The 13,854-nt window shown below is 63.4% G+C and carries 12 protein-coding genes; 6 read left to right on the top strand and 6 right to left on the bottom strand.

Annotation, left to right across the window (positions count from 1 at the left end):
- The first annotated feature begins 77 nt into the window (after positions 1 to 77).
- From mltG to C7I85_RS09090, 4 genes are all read left to right on the top strand, one after another.
- A complete protein-coding gene (mltG, locus tag C7I85_RS09105) occupies positions 78 to 1,268 on the top strand; it encodes an endolytic transglycosylase MltG (RefSeq protein ID WP_106723667.1) in 1,191 nt (396 codons plus the stop codon).
- A 97-nt stretch (positions 1,269 to 1,365) separates the two neighbouring features.
- Positions 1,366 to 2,256: a YicC/YloC family endoribonuclease gene (locus C7I85_RS09100; RefSeq protein WP_106724075.1), complete on the top strand. Its 891-nt coding sequence runs from the start codon at positions 1,366 to 1,368 to the stop codon at positions 2,254 to 2,256.
- Between the two features lie 3 nt (positions 2,257 to 2,259).
- Entirely contained in the window at positions 2,260 to 2,919 is a 660-nt protein-coding gene (gene gmk / locus C7I85_RS09095; protein WP_106723666.1) for a guanylate kinase, read from the top strand.
- A 13-nt stretch (positions 2,920 to 2,932) separates the two neighbouring features.
- The gene (locus C7I85_RS09090) at positions 2,933 to 3,526 is read left to right on the top strand and encodes a class I SAM-dependent methyltransferase (protein WP_106723665.1); all 594 of its coding nucleotides are present in this window, start codon (positions 2,933 to 2,935) and stop codon (positions 3,524 to 3,526) included.
- A 32-nt stretch (positions 3,527 to 3,558) separates the two neighbouring features.
- Here C7I85_RS09090 and rsmA read toward each other — a convergent pair whose 3' ends face one another.
- From rsmA to lptF, 6 genes are all read right to left on the bottom strand, one after another.
- Positions 3,559 to 4,383, bottom strand: coding sequence for a 16S rRNA (adenine(1518)-N(6)/adenine(1519)-N(6))-dimethyltransferase RsmA (gene rsmA / locus C7I85_RS09085; protein WP_106723664.1), 825 nt, complete (start codon positions 4,381 to 4,383; stop codon positions 3,559 to 3,561).
- Positions 4,380 to 5,408 carry a 4-hydroxythreonine-4-phosphate dehydrogenase PdxA gene (gene pdxA / locus C7I85_RS09080; protein ID WP_106723663.1) on the bottom strand — a complete coding sequence of 343 codons (1,029 nt, stop codon included), beginning with the start codon at positions 5,406 to 5,408 and terminating at the stop codon, positions 4,380 to 4,382. Before pdxA ends, rsmA begins: the two co-directional genes overlap by 4 nt.
- A 6-nt stretch (positions 5,409 to 5,414) precedes the next feature.
- On the bottom strand, positions 5,415 to 6,353 hold the full coding sequence (locus tag C7I85_RS09075) for a peptidylprolyl isomerase (RefSeq protein ID WP_106723662.1): 939 nt from the start codon (positions 6,351 to 6,353) through the stop codon (positions 5,415 to 5,417).
- Positions 6,354 to 6,451: 98 nt separating this feature from the next.
- Positions 6,452 to 8,905: an LPS-assembly protein LptD gene (locus C7I85_RS09070; protein ID WP_428832838.1), complete on the bottom strand. Its 2,454-nt coding sequence runs from the start codon at positions 8,903 to 8,905 to the stop codon at positions 6,452 to 6,454.
- Positions 8,905 to 9,993, bottom strand: a complete 1,089-nt coding sequence (gene lptG, locus C7I85_RS09065; protein ID WP_181257130.1) for an LPS export ABC transporter permease LptG — start codon at positions 9,991 to 9,993, stop codon at positions 8,905 to 8,907. The genes C7I85_RS09070 and lptG overlap by 1 nt, the downstream gene beginning before the upstream one ends.
- Positions 9,990 to 11,192: an LPS export ABC transporter permease LptF gene (gene lptF / locus C7I85_RS09060; RefSeq protein WP_106723660.1), complete on the bottom strand. Its 1,203-nt coding sequence runs from the start codon at positions 11,190 to 11,192 to the stop codon at positions 9,990 to 9,992. The genes lptG and lptF overlap by 4 nt, the downstream gene beginning before the upstream one ends.
- Before the next feature lie 353 nt (positions 11,193 to 11,545).
- Between lptF and C7I85_RS09055 the strand changes: the two genes are divergently transcribed.
- The gene (locus C7I85_RS09055) at positions 11,546 to 13,045 is read left to right on the top strand and encodes a leucyl aminopeptidase (RefSeq protein WP_106724073.1); all 1,500 of its coding nucleotides are present in this window, start codon (positions 11,546 to 11,548) and stop codon (positions 13,043 to 13,045) included.
- 293 nt (positions 13,046 to 13,338) lie between these two features.
- Positions 13,339 to 13,842, top strand: coding sequence for a hypothetical protein (locus C7I85_RS09050; RefSeq protein WP_146148846.1), 504 nt, complete (start codon positions 13,339 to 13,341; stop codon positions 13,840 to 13,842).
- The last annotated feature ends 12 nt before the right edge of the window (positions 13,843 to 13,854 follow it).

Here is a 13,854-nt window from a genome sequence, read left to right as displayed (position 1 = left end):
GGATCGGCCGTTTCGGTAGATTCTGCCCCGTTATCTCTAGGCGGGGAACTTACGCAAAGAGCAAGTGTTGAGGCGCTATGACAACGACTCCATCCGACGCTGAAATCGGCCGCAATGCCGAGCCGTCGAAACCGATCGTTCCGAAGAGCGCCAGTGAGGCCTTGCGGCCGCAGGCCGGCACGCCGCCGCCCAAGCGCTCGCGCGCCTCGCGCAACCAGTTCGTGGTTTTCCTGAACTTCCTGCTTTCCATCGTCGTGCTGGTCGTTCTGGCCGGCGGTGCGGCCATCTATTTCGGCAGGCTCGAATTCGAGGGCCGCGGGCCGACGACGGTCGACCAGACCATCCTGATCAAGCCCAATACCGGCGTGCAGGAAATCGCCGACCAGCTCGAGCGCCGCGGCCTGATCAGCGACGCGCGCGTCTTCCGCCTCGGCGTTCGCGCCTTTGGCAACGATTCGGCGCTGAAGGCCGGGGAATACGAGATCAAGGCCGGCGCTTCGATGCGCGACGTGATGGAACTGTTGAAGAGCGGCAAGTCGGTGATGTATTCGCTGACCATCCCCGAGGGCCTGACGGTCGAGCAGGCGTTCGAGCGCATTGCCGAACAGGAAGCGCTGTCGGGCGACATGCCGGCGTCGCTGCCGGCGGAAGGTAGCCTTGCCACCGACACGCAGCGCTTCACGCGCGGCACCACGCGCCAGTCGATCATCGACAAGATGCTTGCCCACCAGAAGCAGATGGTCGAGGAAATCTGGGCGCGCCGGGCTCCGGGCCTGCCGCTGGCCGACATCAATGCATTCGTGACGCTTGCCTCCATCGTTGAGAAGGAGACCGGCCGCGCCGACGAGCGCTCGCGGGTTGCGTCCGTCTTCATCAATCGCCTGAAGAAGAAGATGCGGCTGCAGTCGGACCCGACGATCCTCTACGGCCTGTTCGGCGGCAAGGGCCGTCCTGCGGATCGTCCGATCTACCAGTCCGACATCGACAAGCAGACGCCGTATAACACCTATCAGATCAACGGCCTGCCGCCGACGCCGATCGCCAATCCGGGCCGCGCGGCGCTGGAGGCGGTGGCCAACCCCTCGCAGACCGACGATCTCTACTTCGTGGCCGACGGCACGGGCGGGCATGTCTTCGCCAAGACGCTGGACGAGCACAACGAAAACGTTGCGCGCTGGCGGGCGGCGCAGAAGAAGCAGGCCGAGGAAGCCGCCAAGGCCGGGGCCACCCCGCCAGCGGACGGCGAGCAGCAGACGCCGGCCCAATAGGCTATTCTATGAGGCGCGCCGGAGAACGCGGCGCGCCTGTTCCTATGTTTCAGGCGGCTTGGGCCGCAGCCTTTCTGGCGGGTATGAGGGCCGCGAGATGACCTTGCAAAGTATGACCGGCTTCGCCCGCGCATCCGCCGAGCAGAACGGCGACACCATCGTCTGGGAGCTGAAGTCGGTGAACGGCAAGACCTGCGAGGTCCGCTTTCGGCTGCCGAACGGTTGCGAGCGGCTGGAGCAGTCAGCACGCCAGGCGGTGCAGAAGCGATTTGCGCGCGGCAACATTCAGGCTTCGCTCAACGTCACCCGCGCGGCTGGCAGCATGGCCCAGCCAGTGGTCAACGAAGCCTTCCTGAAGGATCTCGCCAGCCTGGCCAAACGGTTGGAGGATCAGTTCGGCACCGCCCCGGCGACGGCCGACGGTCTGCTTGCGCTGCGCGGCGTGCTCGAAGTGCCGGAGTCCACGGAAACCGAGGAGGAGCGCGCCCGCTTCGACGCGGCCGTGCTGGCCGTTCTGGAAACGGCGCTAGGCGAACTCGAAAAATCTCGCATGGCCGAGGGCGAGGCGCTGCGCGCGCTGCTCGGCGGCCATATCGACACGATCGAGTCGCTGACGCTGAAGGCCGAGGCCGACCCGTCGCGGGAGCCAGCCGTCATTCGCGCGCGTCTCGCCGAACAGGTGGCGCTGCTGCTGGATGCTTCCTCCGCGCTCGACGAGGCGCGGCTGCACCAGGAGGCGGCGTTGCTTGCGACCAAGGCAGACATTCGCGAGGAGATCGACCGCCTCAAGACCCACGTCGCATCGGGACGGGCGCTTCTTGCTGGCGGTGGTGCGATCGGGCGCAAGCTCGATTTTCTTGCGCAGGAATTCAATCGCGAATCGAATACGTTGTGTTCAAAATCGAACGCCGCGGCGGTCACGGCCATCGGGCTTGAGCTCAAGGCGGTCGTCGATCAGTTTCGCGAGCAGGTACAGAATCTGGAGTAGCATATGAGCGCTGAGACCCTTTCTTCGAGCGCTATCCGCCGTCGTGGCCTGATGCTGGTGCTTTCGTCCCCTTCGGGCGCGGGAAAATCCACCATCGCCCGCAATCTTCTCGAAAGCGATCCAAGCCTCGAGCTGTCGGTCAGCGTCACCACGCGCGCGCGCCGCGGCAGCGAGATCGAGGGCGTCCACTACCATTTCCGCAGCAAGCGCGAGTTCGAGATCCTTCGCGACAACGACGCGCTGCTGGAATGGGCGGAAGTGCATGGCAATTTCTACGCCACGCCGCGCGAGCCGGCCGAGCGGGCGATGGCCGACGGCCGCGACATGCTGTTCGACATCGACTGGCAGGGTGCGATGCAGCTCAAGGAAAAGATGCGGGGCGACATCGTCTCGATCTTCATCCTGCCGCCGTCGATGAAGGAACTGAAGGCCCGCCTGAAGCGCCGCGCCGAGGACACCGAAGAGGTCATCGCCAAGCGGCTGGAAAATGCGCGGGTCGAGATCGAGCAGTGGCGCGAATACGACTATGTGGTGATCAACCACGATCTCAACCGCGCCTTCGACGAGGTCCGTGCGATCGTCACTGCCGAACGCCTCCGCCGCGATCGCCGGCCCGGCCTGTTCGACTTCGTGTCGGGGCTGCTGGACGAGAAGACGGATTGATTTGCGGGGGCTCATGCCTGGCCGCGATACGTCAACGCTAGACTTCTATGCCAGCGAGGCCGGTGCATACGCCGGCCGGCCGCGCGAGGTAGATCAGCCGCGCATCGATGCTTTCGTTGCGCGCCTGCCCGTCGGGGCGAAGGTCCTCGAACTCGGCTGCGGTGCTGGCCATGATAGCGTGGCTTTGCTGTCGAGTGGGCTCGATCTCGTTGCGACAGACGGCTGCGCTGAACTGGCCGAAGAAGCGGAAAAGCGGCTGGGGCGGCCGGTTCGGGTCCTGCTCTTTGAAGAACTTGACGAGCAGGAGCACTATGACGGCGTCTGGGCCAATGCCTGTCTCTTGCATGTGCCTCGCAGCGAATTGCCGGCGATTATTTTACGCATCCACGCAGCGTTGAAGCCGGCTGGCGTGTTTCATTCGACCTACAAGGCTGGCTCGCAGGAGGGGCGCGATCGGTTTGGCCGCTACTACAACTACCCTTCGCCGGAGTGGCTTCGCCAGGCCTATGGCCATGGTTGGCGGGACATCGAGATAGAGCAGCGAACGGGCAGCGGCTACGACCGCGAGCCCACCGAATGGCTTCTGGTAACGGCTACGAAGGCATAAGAACCGTCGCGTGGGCGGCGGGCGCCGCCGCGTTACACCGCGTTGGCCAGAGCGACGAATTCCTGAATGTCCAGCGTCTCGGCGCGGCGCGTACCGTCGATGCCGGTTGTCTCCAGCAGGCGTGCGCCTTCGATGCCCTTGAGGCTCTGACGCAACATCTTGCGCCGCTGGCCGAATGCCGCTTCCGTGATGCGGCCAAGCATGCGCACATCGGCCGCCAGCGGCTTTTCGCGCGGGAGGAGTTGGACCACCGACGAGGTGACCTTCGGCGGCGGCGTAAAAGCTTGCGGCGGGAGGTCGAAGACGATGCGCGCATCGGTGCGCCAGCCCGCGAGCACGCCGAGCCGGCCATAGGCGTCGCTGCCGGGCTTGGCAACGATCCGCTGCGCCACTTCGCGCTGGAACATCAGCGTCATCGAGGCATAGAAGGGCGGCCATTCCTCGATCGTCAGCCAGCGGATCAGAAGTTCGGTGCCGATATTGTAAGGCAGGTTGGCGACGATCCTGACCTTTTCGCCGGGCGCCAGCGCGGCAAAGTCGGTCTTCAGCGCGTCGCCCGGGATCACCTCCAGCCGGCCGGGATAGTGGGCCGACACTTCCGCCAGCGCCTCCAGGCAGCGTTCGTCACGCTCGATGGCGATGACGCGGGAAGCCCCGTTCATCAACAAAGCGCGCGTCAGCCCGCCGGGGCCGGGGCCGACTTCGATGACCGTTGTCGAGGCGAGGTCGCCGGCGGAGCGGGCGATCTTGCTGGTGAGGTTCAGGTCGAGCAGGAAATTCTGGCCGAGCGATTTCTTGGCCTGCAGGCCGTAACGCTCGATCACTTCCCGCAGCGGCGGCAATCCGTCGATGCTCATCTGATGCGGGCCTCGTTGTCGGCGAGTTGCCGTGCCAGCCGCAATGCGGCGATCAGGCTGTCCGGCCGCGCAACGCCCCTGCCGGCAATGCCGAAGGCGGTGCCGTGGTCGGGCGAGGTGCGGATGAATGGCAGGCCGAGCGTGACGTTGACGGTCTCGTCGAAGGCCAGCGCCTTGGCCGGGATCAGCGCCTGGTCGTGATACATGCAGATGGCGGCGTCATAGCCCGCGCGGGCGCGGGCGTGGAACATCGTGTCGGCGGGCAGGGGGCCATAGGCGTCGATGCCCTCGCGGCGCAGCGTTTCGATCGCAGGCAGGATGACGGCCTCGTCCTCGCTGCCCATGGCGCCGCCTTCGCCCGCATGCGGGTTGAGGCCGGAAACGGCCAGGCGCGGCTTGCCGATGCCGAAGCGCCTTTGCAGGTCATGGGCGGTGATGCGGGCAGTCTCCTCGATCATCACGCGGGTCAGCGTGCCGGGCACTTCGGAAAGCGGGATATGGATGGTGACCGGCACCGCGCGCAGCTCGGGGCCAGCCAGCATCATGACGGGCGTGACGGGATTGCCGGTCTTCAAGGTCGCCAGATGAGCGAGATATTCGGTGTGGCCGGGAAAGCGGAAGCCGGCATCGTAAAGCGGCTTCTTGGCAATGGGGCAGGTGACGACGGCTGCCGCGCGCCCTGCAAAGACATCGTCGACGGAGCGATTGATCGCCTCGATGATGCCGGCCGCATTGGCTGGGTCGGGCTGGCCCGGCGTGTCCTTGAGCCCCTCCGCAAGCGGCACCACCGGCAAGGCGCGCGAAAAGACCTTTGCCGCTTCGCCCGGCGTCGTCGCTTCGATGGCCACCTCGACGCCGATTTGCCGCGCACGGGCGGCCAAAAGGTCGGGATCGCTCAGGATGTAGAAGGCAGGAGTGTTCGCGGCCGCGCGATCGCGCCAGGCGGCAATGGCGATCTCAGGCCCGATGCCCGAAGGATCGCCGCCGCTCAGTGCCAGTATGCTGTCATCGCTACGGTCGCGCACAATGGATCAGCGCTCCACGATTTTGGCGCGTTTCCTCAGCTCTTCAATATAGGTCTTGTTGAGCTGTTCGGCCTGCTGGTCCTGGTTGCCTTCCGACTGGAAGACCATCTTCGCGACCTTGTCGTCCGACACTTCGCGGGAGCTGCAGATGCCGATGAATTCGACGCCACGCTCGGTCTCGCGCACGCCCGTGGCGCCGCCGACCTTGGTCTTCTTGATCTGATCCGCCCATTCCGAGGGCAGTTCCGGCGCCAGCACGCGGCCCAGGTCACGAACCGTGACGTCGATCAGGCCCTTGGCGAATTCGCGGGTGGTGTTGCAGCCGCCGAAGCGGGCGCGCATTGATTCGGCCTCGCGCTTGCGCTTGGCCATCTGGCCGCGTTCCTTGGCCGGAACGACGAAGATCACCTGCTGCAGCATATATTCGGTCGCGGTCGGCTTGCTGCCCTTCTGCTGCAGCATGCGCTGCACCACGTCCTGCTCGCTCATGCTACCGCCCTGGGAGTTGAAGCGGGCGGAGAGCGCCTGGTTCCAGCTCATCTGGGTGCGGATGAAATCCTTGAAGTGCTGGGCCGTGACGCCGGCATGATCCAGAACCTGGGTCAGCTGCGCGGGCGCCATCTTGTTGGAGCTGGCAAAGCGCTTGAAGGCGTCTTCGACCTGCTGGTCCGACACCTTGATGCTCAGCCGCTTGATCTCGGAGTTGCGCAGCGCCTGATCAACCATCTCGTCGCCGGCCAGCTTGTTCAGGTTGCCCGTGCGATGCTGTAGCTTCAGGAAGGCCGCTCGGCGCTGGATGTCATAGCTGGTGATCGCGGCGCCGTTGACCACATATTTGATCTCGCTGGCGGCGGCAGGCGCGGCGGTCAGCACCACGGGTGCTGCGCTGAAAGCAACGAGAACAGCAAAACTTGCGGAAAAGAGGTATTTTCTGATCAAGATCATATTGATCGATCCTCGTCGTCGATTTTCTGCAGAACAGACATATGGTTCCGGATGCCGTTCCTATGCGGCGAAAGGATGACGGCCGCTCTGGCGGGCCGTCACGGCAAAGAACTCGGGGAAGTGCCGCCCGCCGTTCCGAAGTCTCCGAGAGTCCGGAAGGAGATGTTGAAGCCGAAGGTACGTTCGTCCCTGGCAATCTTCTGCGGGTCGCGCTTGGTGATCATGGACATGGTGTAGGAGAAGCATTCGTCGTCATAGGCAAAGCCGAGCGAATCCTTCGTCACCACGCCGGACACGAAGTCATAGGTGCCGGAACCGAAGGCACGCCAGTTCTGGTGGAAGCGGGTGGAGGCGCCCAGCGTCATTTCCTTGCGATCGAAGTCGAAGCCGTAGAGCGGCTGCCTCTGGATGAAGGCATACTGCCCAGCAAGAGACAACGGGCTCGACGAATAGCCGGCCTTCAGCTCGGCGCGCCGCACTTCCAGGGACTGCTCGTCCAGCCGGGCGCTTGCCGAGGCCGACAAGCCGTTCGGCGAGGCGATGCCGACCAGGCCGACGAAATCGGACGTGTCGTTCTGCAGGCCCGAGAAGGCACCGGCATTCACGAGGTCCGGCGAATCGAAGGAGTTGCGTCCGGCGAGCTGATAGGACTGGCCGAAGATCGCATTGGTCGCCCAGCCATTGTCGTAGGAGCCGGAATAGCGGAAGCCGACATTGGCGCGCGTGCCGCCTTCGATGCGGTCATAGCCGGAGAACTTGTCGCGCTCGAACAGGGTGGTCGCGTCGAAGACGAAGCTCTGGGCGTCCTCGTTCGGGCGGCCGAGGGTTGAGGCGTAGGGCTCGTCCGGACGGGCGAACACCTGTGCCATGGGCTCGAGAATGTGCGAGCTGCTGGTGGCCGAGAACAGGACCGGCCAGCGCAGTTCGAGACCGGCAGTCGCCATCGCCCGATAGAAGGCCGAGCGGATGTCGGCGACGACGCGGAGATTGTCGGCCATGTTGTGGATGGCGTCGATCGATTCCTGGCTGGCGTTTAGGTAGTTGGCGTCGGCCTGGAATGCCAAAAGCGGCGTGACCACGAGACCGCCGGGCGTGATGAAGGAGCGTTTCCACTCGGCTTCGCCGGTGAGCCGCCCGTCGTTGCCTTGGATGCCGGGCACGCGCTTCACGTCTTTGGTGGGATCGTCCGTGATCGGCTCATGGGTTATCGGATCGAGGAAATGGGCAACCTCAAGCTCGTTGCGATGGATGATGCGCGAATTGGCCTTGAAGTTGAACTCGCCGCCGAGCACCGGCGTATCCGGCGTATAGGCATAATCGAAGGACGGCAGGACCCAGGGCTGCTTGTCGTTGCGCGCCTGCGGATCGTAGTAAAGCAAGTCTTCCTGGACCTGGAACTTCATCGCCCTGAGGTCGAAATAATTCCGGTCGTTCAAGCCCGTCAGGTAGACCTGAGACTGGTAGTTGAACTTGCTGTAGCCGTCGATCTTGTAGGTATAGGCGAAATTCTTGTCGGTCTGCGCAAGGATATCCCAGCCGAAGGTCCAGCGCGGATTAAGATCGAAATTACCCTTGGAGCCGATCATGCCGCGGAAGCGGTTCGGATCGTCCCGCGGGCCGGAATTCACCCCGTAGCGGCCTTCGTCGATGAAGGCGCTGGGGTCGTTCTGCCGGATGCCGGCGATCTTGAGGCTGTATTCGCCCGAATTGAAACGCTGGCGCCACTCGGCCTCGCCGAGGAATCCCTGCTTGGTGTAGCCGGCGCCGGCAACCGTCAGGTCATAGGTCGGCGAAAGGGCGAAATAGTACGGGATTTTCAGGCTGGCGCCGAGGCTGGTCTTGTAGTCGACGCCCGGGAACAGGAAGCCGCTCTTGCGCTTCACCGTGGGGTCGGCGATCTCGAAGCTCGGCAGATAGGCGATCGGGAAGCCGAAGAACTCGAAGCGCGACCGCTCGAAGCGCACCGTCTTGGTGGTGCCGTTCCAGATGATCTTCTGCGCCTTGATGCGCCAGATCGGCGCCCTGTCCGGCTGTGCTTCGCAAGGGGCGCAGGCGGTGTAGACGCCGTTGTTGAAGGTGGTCAGAACGCCGCCTTCGCGGCTCGCGCTTTCAGCAGCGAAATAGGTCTTGTCGATCGTTTCGACGCGCAGCGCGTTGACGAAGCCGTTGGCGAAATCGTCGGTGACGTCGATCTCCTGGGAGAAGACCTTGGTGCCGCTGCTGTCGATGATCTCGACATTGCCGCTGGCGATGAGACGGGAGGTGTTGCGGTCATAGGTGACGCGCTGTGCAACCAGACGGTTGCCGGCATAGTCGATTCGGACCCCGCCGACCGCGGTTACCGTGTTCTTGTCGTTGTCATAGACGAGGGTGTCGGCCTCCAGCAGCATCTGCGAGCCGGCCGGAATTTTTGGGGCAAGGTTGCCGATCTCCTGTGCGGAAGCCGGCGTGGTGACGGGCAAAGCATAGGCGAAAAGGCAGGCGAGAGCCGTCGCGCCATAAAGGCGTGCCAGGCGAATCGTCTTCTGCGCTGTCGTCACCGCGCCCCCCACTAACCATCCTCCCTGTACAACAGGAAAGTTACCCCGAAAAACATTGCCACTACCACTGGGAACCACGCCGCAACGACGGGCGGAACGAATCCCGCGTTTCCAAATGCCTTCACCAAAACTGAAACCACATAAAGCAGAAACCCGGCGACGACGCCACCCAGAATCATCGTCGTGGATTGCCCCATCCTCGCAAACTTCATCGAGACTGTTGCAGCAATGAGAGTCATCGCGACAAGAAGCAGTGGAAGAGCCATCATGGAATGGAACTGCATGGCGAATGCATTGGCCCTCAGGCCGAAGGACCGGGCCACCTCGATCTTGCTGGGAAGCTTGTAGAACGGAATCGTTTCGGGCTCGGCCAGGCGTTCCTGCACGAATTCGGGCCTGAGATTCGTCGGCACGCGGTCGCTCGCCAGCGCTTCGCCACGCTCGCCGTTGCGGTAGAGCGTGACATCCACAAGCTCCCAATAGCCGTCGCGCAGGAAGGCGCGCTTGGCGTCCTTGCGTTCCGCGATTTCGCCCTTCTGGTCGATCGTGAAGAACACAGCATCAGACAGTTCGAGCCCCTGGTTCAGGATGGCGCGCGCGCCGATGATCGTGTCTACGCCATTGGCCTTTTGGTGGATCCACGGCGCGTCGAAGGCGGAGACCTCGTTGGACGAGCCGGAGCGGATGTTTGTTTCCAACAGCTGGGAACGCGACAGGCCGTGGGCCGCGAGCGGGTTGAGCACCCCGACCGTGAGTATGCCGAACAGCAGCGCGCCTACGCAGGCCGGCAGCAGGAACTGCCAGGCCGAAATGCCCGCGGCGCGGGCGATCACCAGCTCGTATTTGCGGTTCAGCGAAATCAGCGTCGCCATCGCAGCGAACAGCGCAACGAATGGCACGGTCTGCTGGATGATCATCGGCACGCGTAGCGCCGATACCGAAAGCGCCATCAGGAATGTGAAGTTCGGCAGGCCGGAGGTGCGGCTGGAGAACTCGGTGAAATCGATCAGGAACACCAGCGCGTAGATGCCGATGAAGAACCAAGCCGTGATGGCGGCGTAGCGGCGAAAGAAATAAAGCCCGAGTGTCCAGCCCATCACGCGGTTCCTCCGCTCGAGCTTTCACGGCGGGTCAGGCGCTGCCACAGTCCCGACAGGAACTCCCTGCACCGGCTGGCCATGCTCGACAGGCCCTCGGCCCAGGAAATCGGAAGCTCCATGGTCTTGTTGCTTCTGATGAAGCCGATGGCCACGAGCGAGGCGATCAAGGGCACGCCGTAGACGAGCGGACTGAACAGGGGATCGGTCGTCGCCTGGTTGGTGACGAAGAAGCCGAGCCAGCGCACGAAAAGCGCAATGGCGATTGCCGTGATCATCGGGTGGATGCGGCCCTCACGATGCGAACGAGCGTCACCTGCGACTGCAAGCGCGATCAGTGCGAATACCAGCGGATAGATCCACTCGGTCAGGCGCCTGTGCAACTCGCCCCGGAACGATTGCGGGTTCTTCTGGAACTGCTTGTCGTTCGGATTAGGGTTCATTAGATAGGGCAGCGGGCGGTCCTTCGGATACATCGTGTAGCTGCCCGCGGCAGCGGAAAACGTCGAAAGGTCAAAGGTGTAGGAGGTGAAGCGGATCACCGACAGGTCGCCGTCGGGCGATTTGCGGTGCACCACGCCGTCGCTCATCACCAGCATGCTCTTGTCAGCATCCTGCAACACCGCGCCGGTCTTGGCGTAGTAGACGAGGTCGGTGCCCGGCTGGCGCGAATCCGCCACGAAGATGCCGCCCAGCTGGCCGTCGGGTAGCCTTTCGCCGACCTGGACGTAAAGGCCGTCGTCGACCTTGCGGAAGGTGCCCTCCTGGATCACCAGCGATAGCAAGTCGGCCTGCGCCGCCGCGACGAGCTGGCGCCCGCGTTCGCGTGCATAGGGATCGATGCCGTTGTCGACCGCAAAGGAGAAGACGCTGGCCAGAAGCGCGAGAATGATGATCGGCCGCGCGGCAATCAGGCGCGAGCCGCCGGCGGCGCTGATGACTACCAATTCGGAATCGGAATTCATCGTGGACAGCGTCTGCGCCACCGCGATGATCAGCGCGAAAGGCACCACGATCGGGATGATCGAGGGCAGGATCAGCGTTGCGAGCTCGAAGAAGGTGAGCGCCGATTGCCCGCTGTCGGTGACGAGGTTCAGGCGCGCAAGAACCTGCGTCGTCCACACGATCGCCAGCGTCCACAGCATGGCGCCGATGAACATCGCGAACGTCCGGCGCATTATGTAGCGTTCAACGACCTTCATATGCCGCGGCGTTCCGTTCCTGTGGTCGTTCATGGCGGTGAGCCGCCCTGCCAGGCTCGGCAGGGTATTCGCACCGCGTGGGCGGTGGAATGCGGTTCCCGTCCTTCACTGCATTTGCGCGCATGGTGAGTCTCGTTCGGGAGTGGCTAAGAAACAGCCAAGAAAGCTGGTTAATCAAGTGTTGATGGCGAATCGAGGGTTCTACTAGCAGCTGCGGTCGCTTTGATCGACCGTCTGTGATGAACAGCTACATTGCAGCAAAAAACTGACCGAGCCGGCTTACAGCTTGCCAAACCGCGCAAAACGACGAAATGTCGCGTGAAAACGTGTCCATGATATCGAAAGCGCTCTCCATGACATTGATGCCGACCATCAGCTTCGCCAAATTCGCCGCGCCCAAGAAGGGAACCGCAATCGTGCTGGTTGCAGAGGGCGGCTCGCTCAGCGCGGCGGCAAGCGCCTGCGATCCGGGCGCGGCCTTTGCCCGCGCCTTTCCGGTGGCGGAATTTACCGGCAAGTCCGGCAGCTCGGTCGAGGTGCTAGCGCCCGAGGGCTCGCCGCTCGATCGCCTGGTCGCGGTCGGTGCCGGAAAGACGGGCGAGCTCAACGAATATGTCTGGCTGAAGCTCGGCGGTTCGGTCGCCGCGCAGCTGCGCAAGGCCGTTGACGTCACCGTGGTGGCCGAGCTTGCCGACGCCGAGGTCAGTGCGGCCGACGCGGCCAATCTCGCGGCCGGCATCCTGCTGCGCAGCTATGCGTTCGAGAAGTACAAGACCCGCAAGGACGAGGGCAACGGCAAGGAAACGACGCCTGCCAAGCCGGCCAAGATCACCATCCAGTGCGCCGATCCGACGGGCGCCAAGAAGGTTTTTGCGAATGCGCAGGCGGTGGTCGACGGCGTCGTGCTGGCGCGCGATCTCGTCAACGAGCCGGCCAATGTGCTCGGTCCGGTGGAGTTCGCCGCGCAGGCCAAGGAGCTGGAAAAGCTCGGCGTCAAGGTCGAGGTGCTGACCGAAAAGGAAATGAAGAAGCTCGGCATGGGCGCGCTTTTGGGCGTCGCGCAGGGCTCGGTGCGCCCGCCGCGGCTGGTGATCATGCAGTGGAACGGCGGCAAGGCCAAGGACAAGCCGGTCGCCTTCGTCGGCAAGGGCGTGGTGTTCGATTCGGGCGGCGTGTCGATCAAGCCGGCCTCCGGCATGGAGGACATGAAGGGCGACATGGGCGGCGCGGCGGCCGTCACCGGCCTGATGCACGCGCTTGCCGCGCGCAAGGCCAAGGTCAATGCCGTCGGTATCATCGGCTGCGTCGAGAACATGGTCGACGGCAATGCGCAGCGCCCGGGCGACATTGTGACCTCGATGTCCGGCCAGACGATCGAGGTGCTGAACACCGACGCGGAAGGCCGCCTCGTGCTGGCGGATGCGCTCTGGTACTGCAACGACCGCTTCGAGCCGAAATTCATGATCGATCTCGCCACACTCACCGGCGCGATCATGGTGGCGCTCGGCCAAAACTATGCCGGCCTGTTCTCCAACAATGACGAGCTGTCCGCGAACCTCTCCGCTGCCGGCCAGGCCAGCCAGGAGCGGGTGTGGCGCATGCCGTTGGGGACGGAATACGACAAGCTGATCGATTCCAAGAACGCGGACATGAAGAACATCGGCGGCCGCTATGGCGGCTCGATCACGGCTGCGCAGTTCCTGCAGCGCTTCGTCAAGGACACGCCCTGGGCGCATCTCGACATCGCCGGCACCGCCATGGGCGCGCAGGCCAACGAGATCAACCAGTCCTGGGGGTCGGGCTTCGGCGTGCGTCTGCTCGACCAGCTGGTTCGCGACCACTACGAGGCATAAGGAGCCAACGCTCCAACGACTGGCGCCGGCCGCACGGCGGCGCCAGTCCGATTTGGATGATCGCCAAGTGCGATCCGCTATTTGGGAGATGAGACAAAATCTCTTCGGCTGAAGCTTTAGAATATGCTGAAGCATTCATTAATCATATATTGAGACGGACGAGGTAATGGGTCGATATTGATCTGCTCACGGCATGATGCCGGGGCTGCGAACTTTGTGCCTCGTTTCCATGATGGATGGCGGGTGCGCGATCAGGAGCTCGCATGACCGCTATATCCCCGGCCAACGTCCCCTTGTCGCTCGTCCTGATGCAGAAGAGGGCGCCGTTCCAGACAAGTCCGGCATCGCCGAGCGCCAATCTCCTCGCGGTGGCGAACGGCGTAGCAAAGGCCGCCGACAACGGCGGGTTGGCAGCAACCTCGTCCGACGACATGTTCGGCACGAACACGACGGATGTCACCGCGAAAAAGGTGCATTTGGTCGAGCGGCTGGCAAAATCGCTTGGCGTCGAGCAGGAAGACTATGATTCTGATGCGGCTTTCTACAAGGCGCTGAAGGTGGAAATCGCCAAGTTGAAGCGCGACCCGGAAGGTTTGAATAAGATCGCCGCGATCGAGAAGGATCTGGGCCTGACCGAGCTCGGCATTTCACTGGACATGTTTATGAACGCGATCTTGGACCCGTCCGGGGACGACGCCAAGAGGGTGGACGCCGCTCTCGGCAAGGCCGCGAAAGACCTGGCGCACGGCACGGCAATCGAAATGGATGAGATCGGGATCTATCGCCCCGCGCGGTAATCGCCTTCGCAA

The organism is Pseudaminobacter soli (ex Li et al. 2025) (assembly GCF_003012705.1).
GTDB lineage: Bacteria > Pseudomonadota > Alphaproteobacteria > Rhizobiales > Rhizobiaceae > Pseudaminobacter > Pseudaminobacter soli.
Note: the sequence above shows the minus strand (reverse complement) of the source record. Positions and strands in the feature narration are given on the sequence as shown.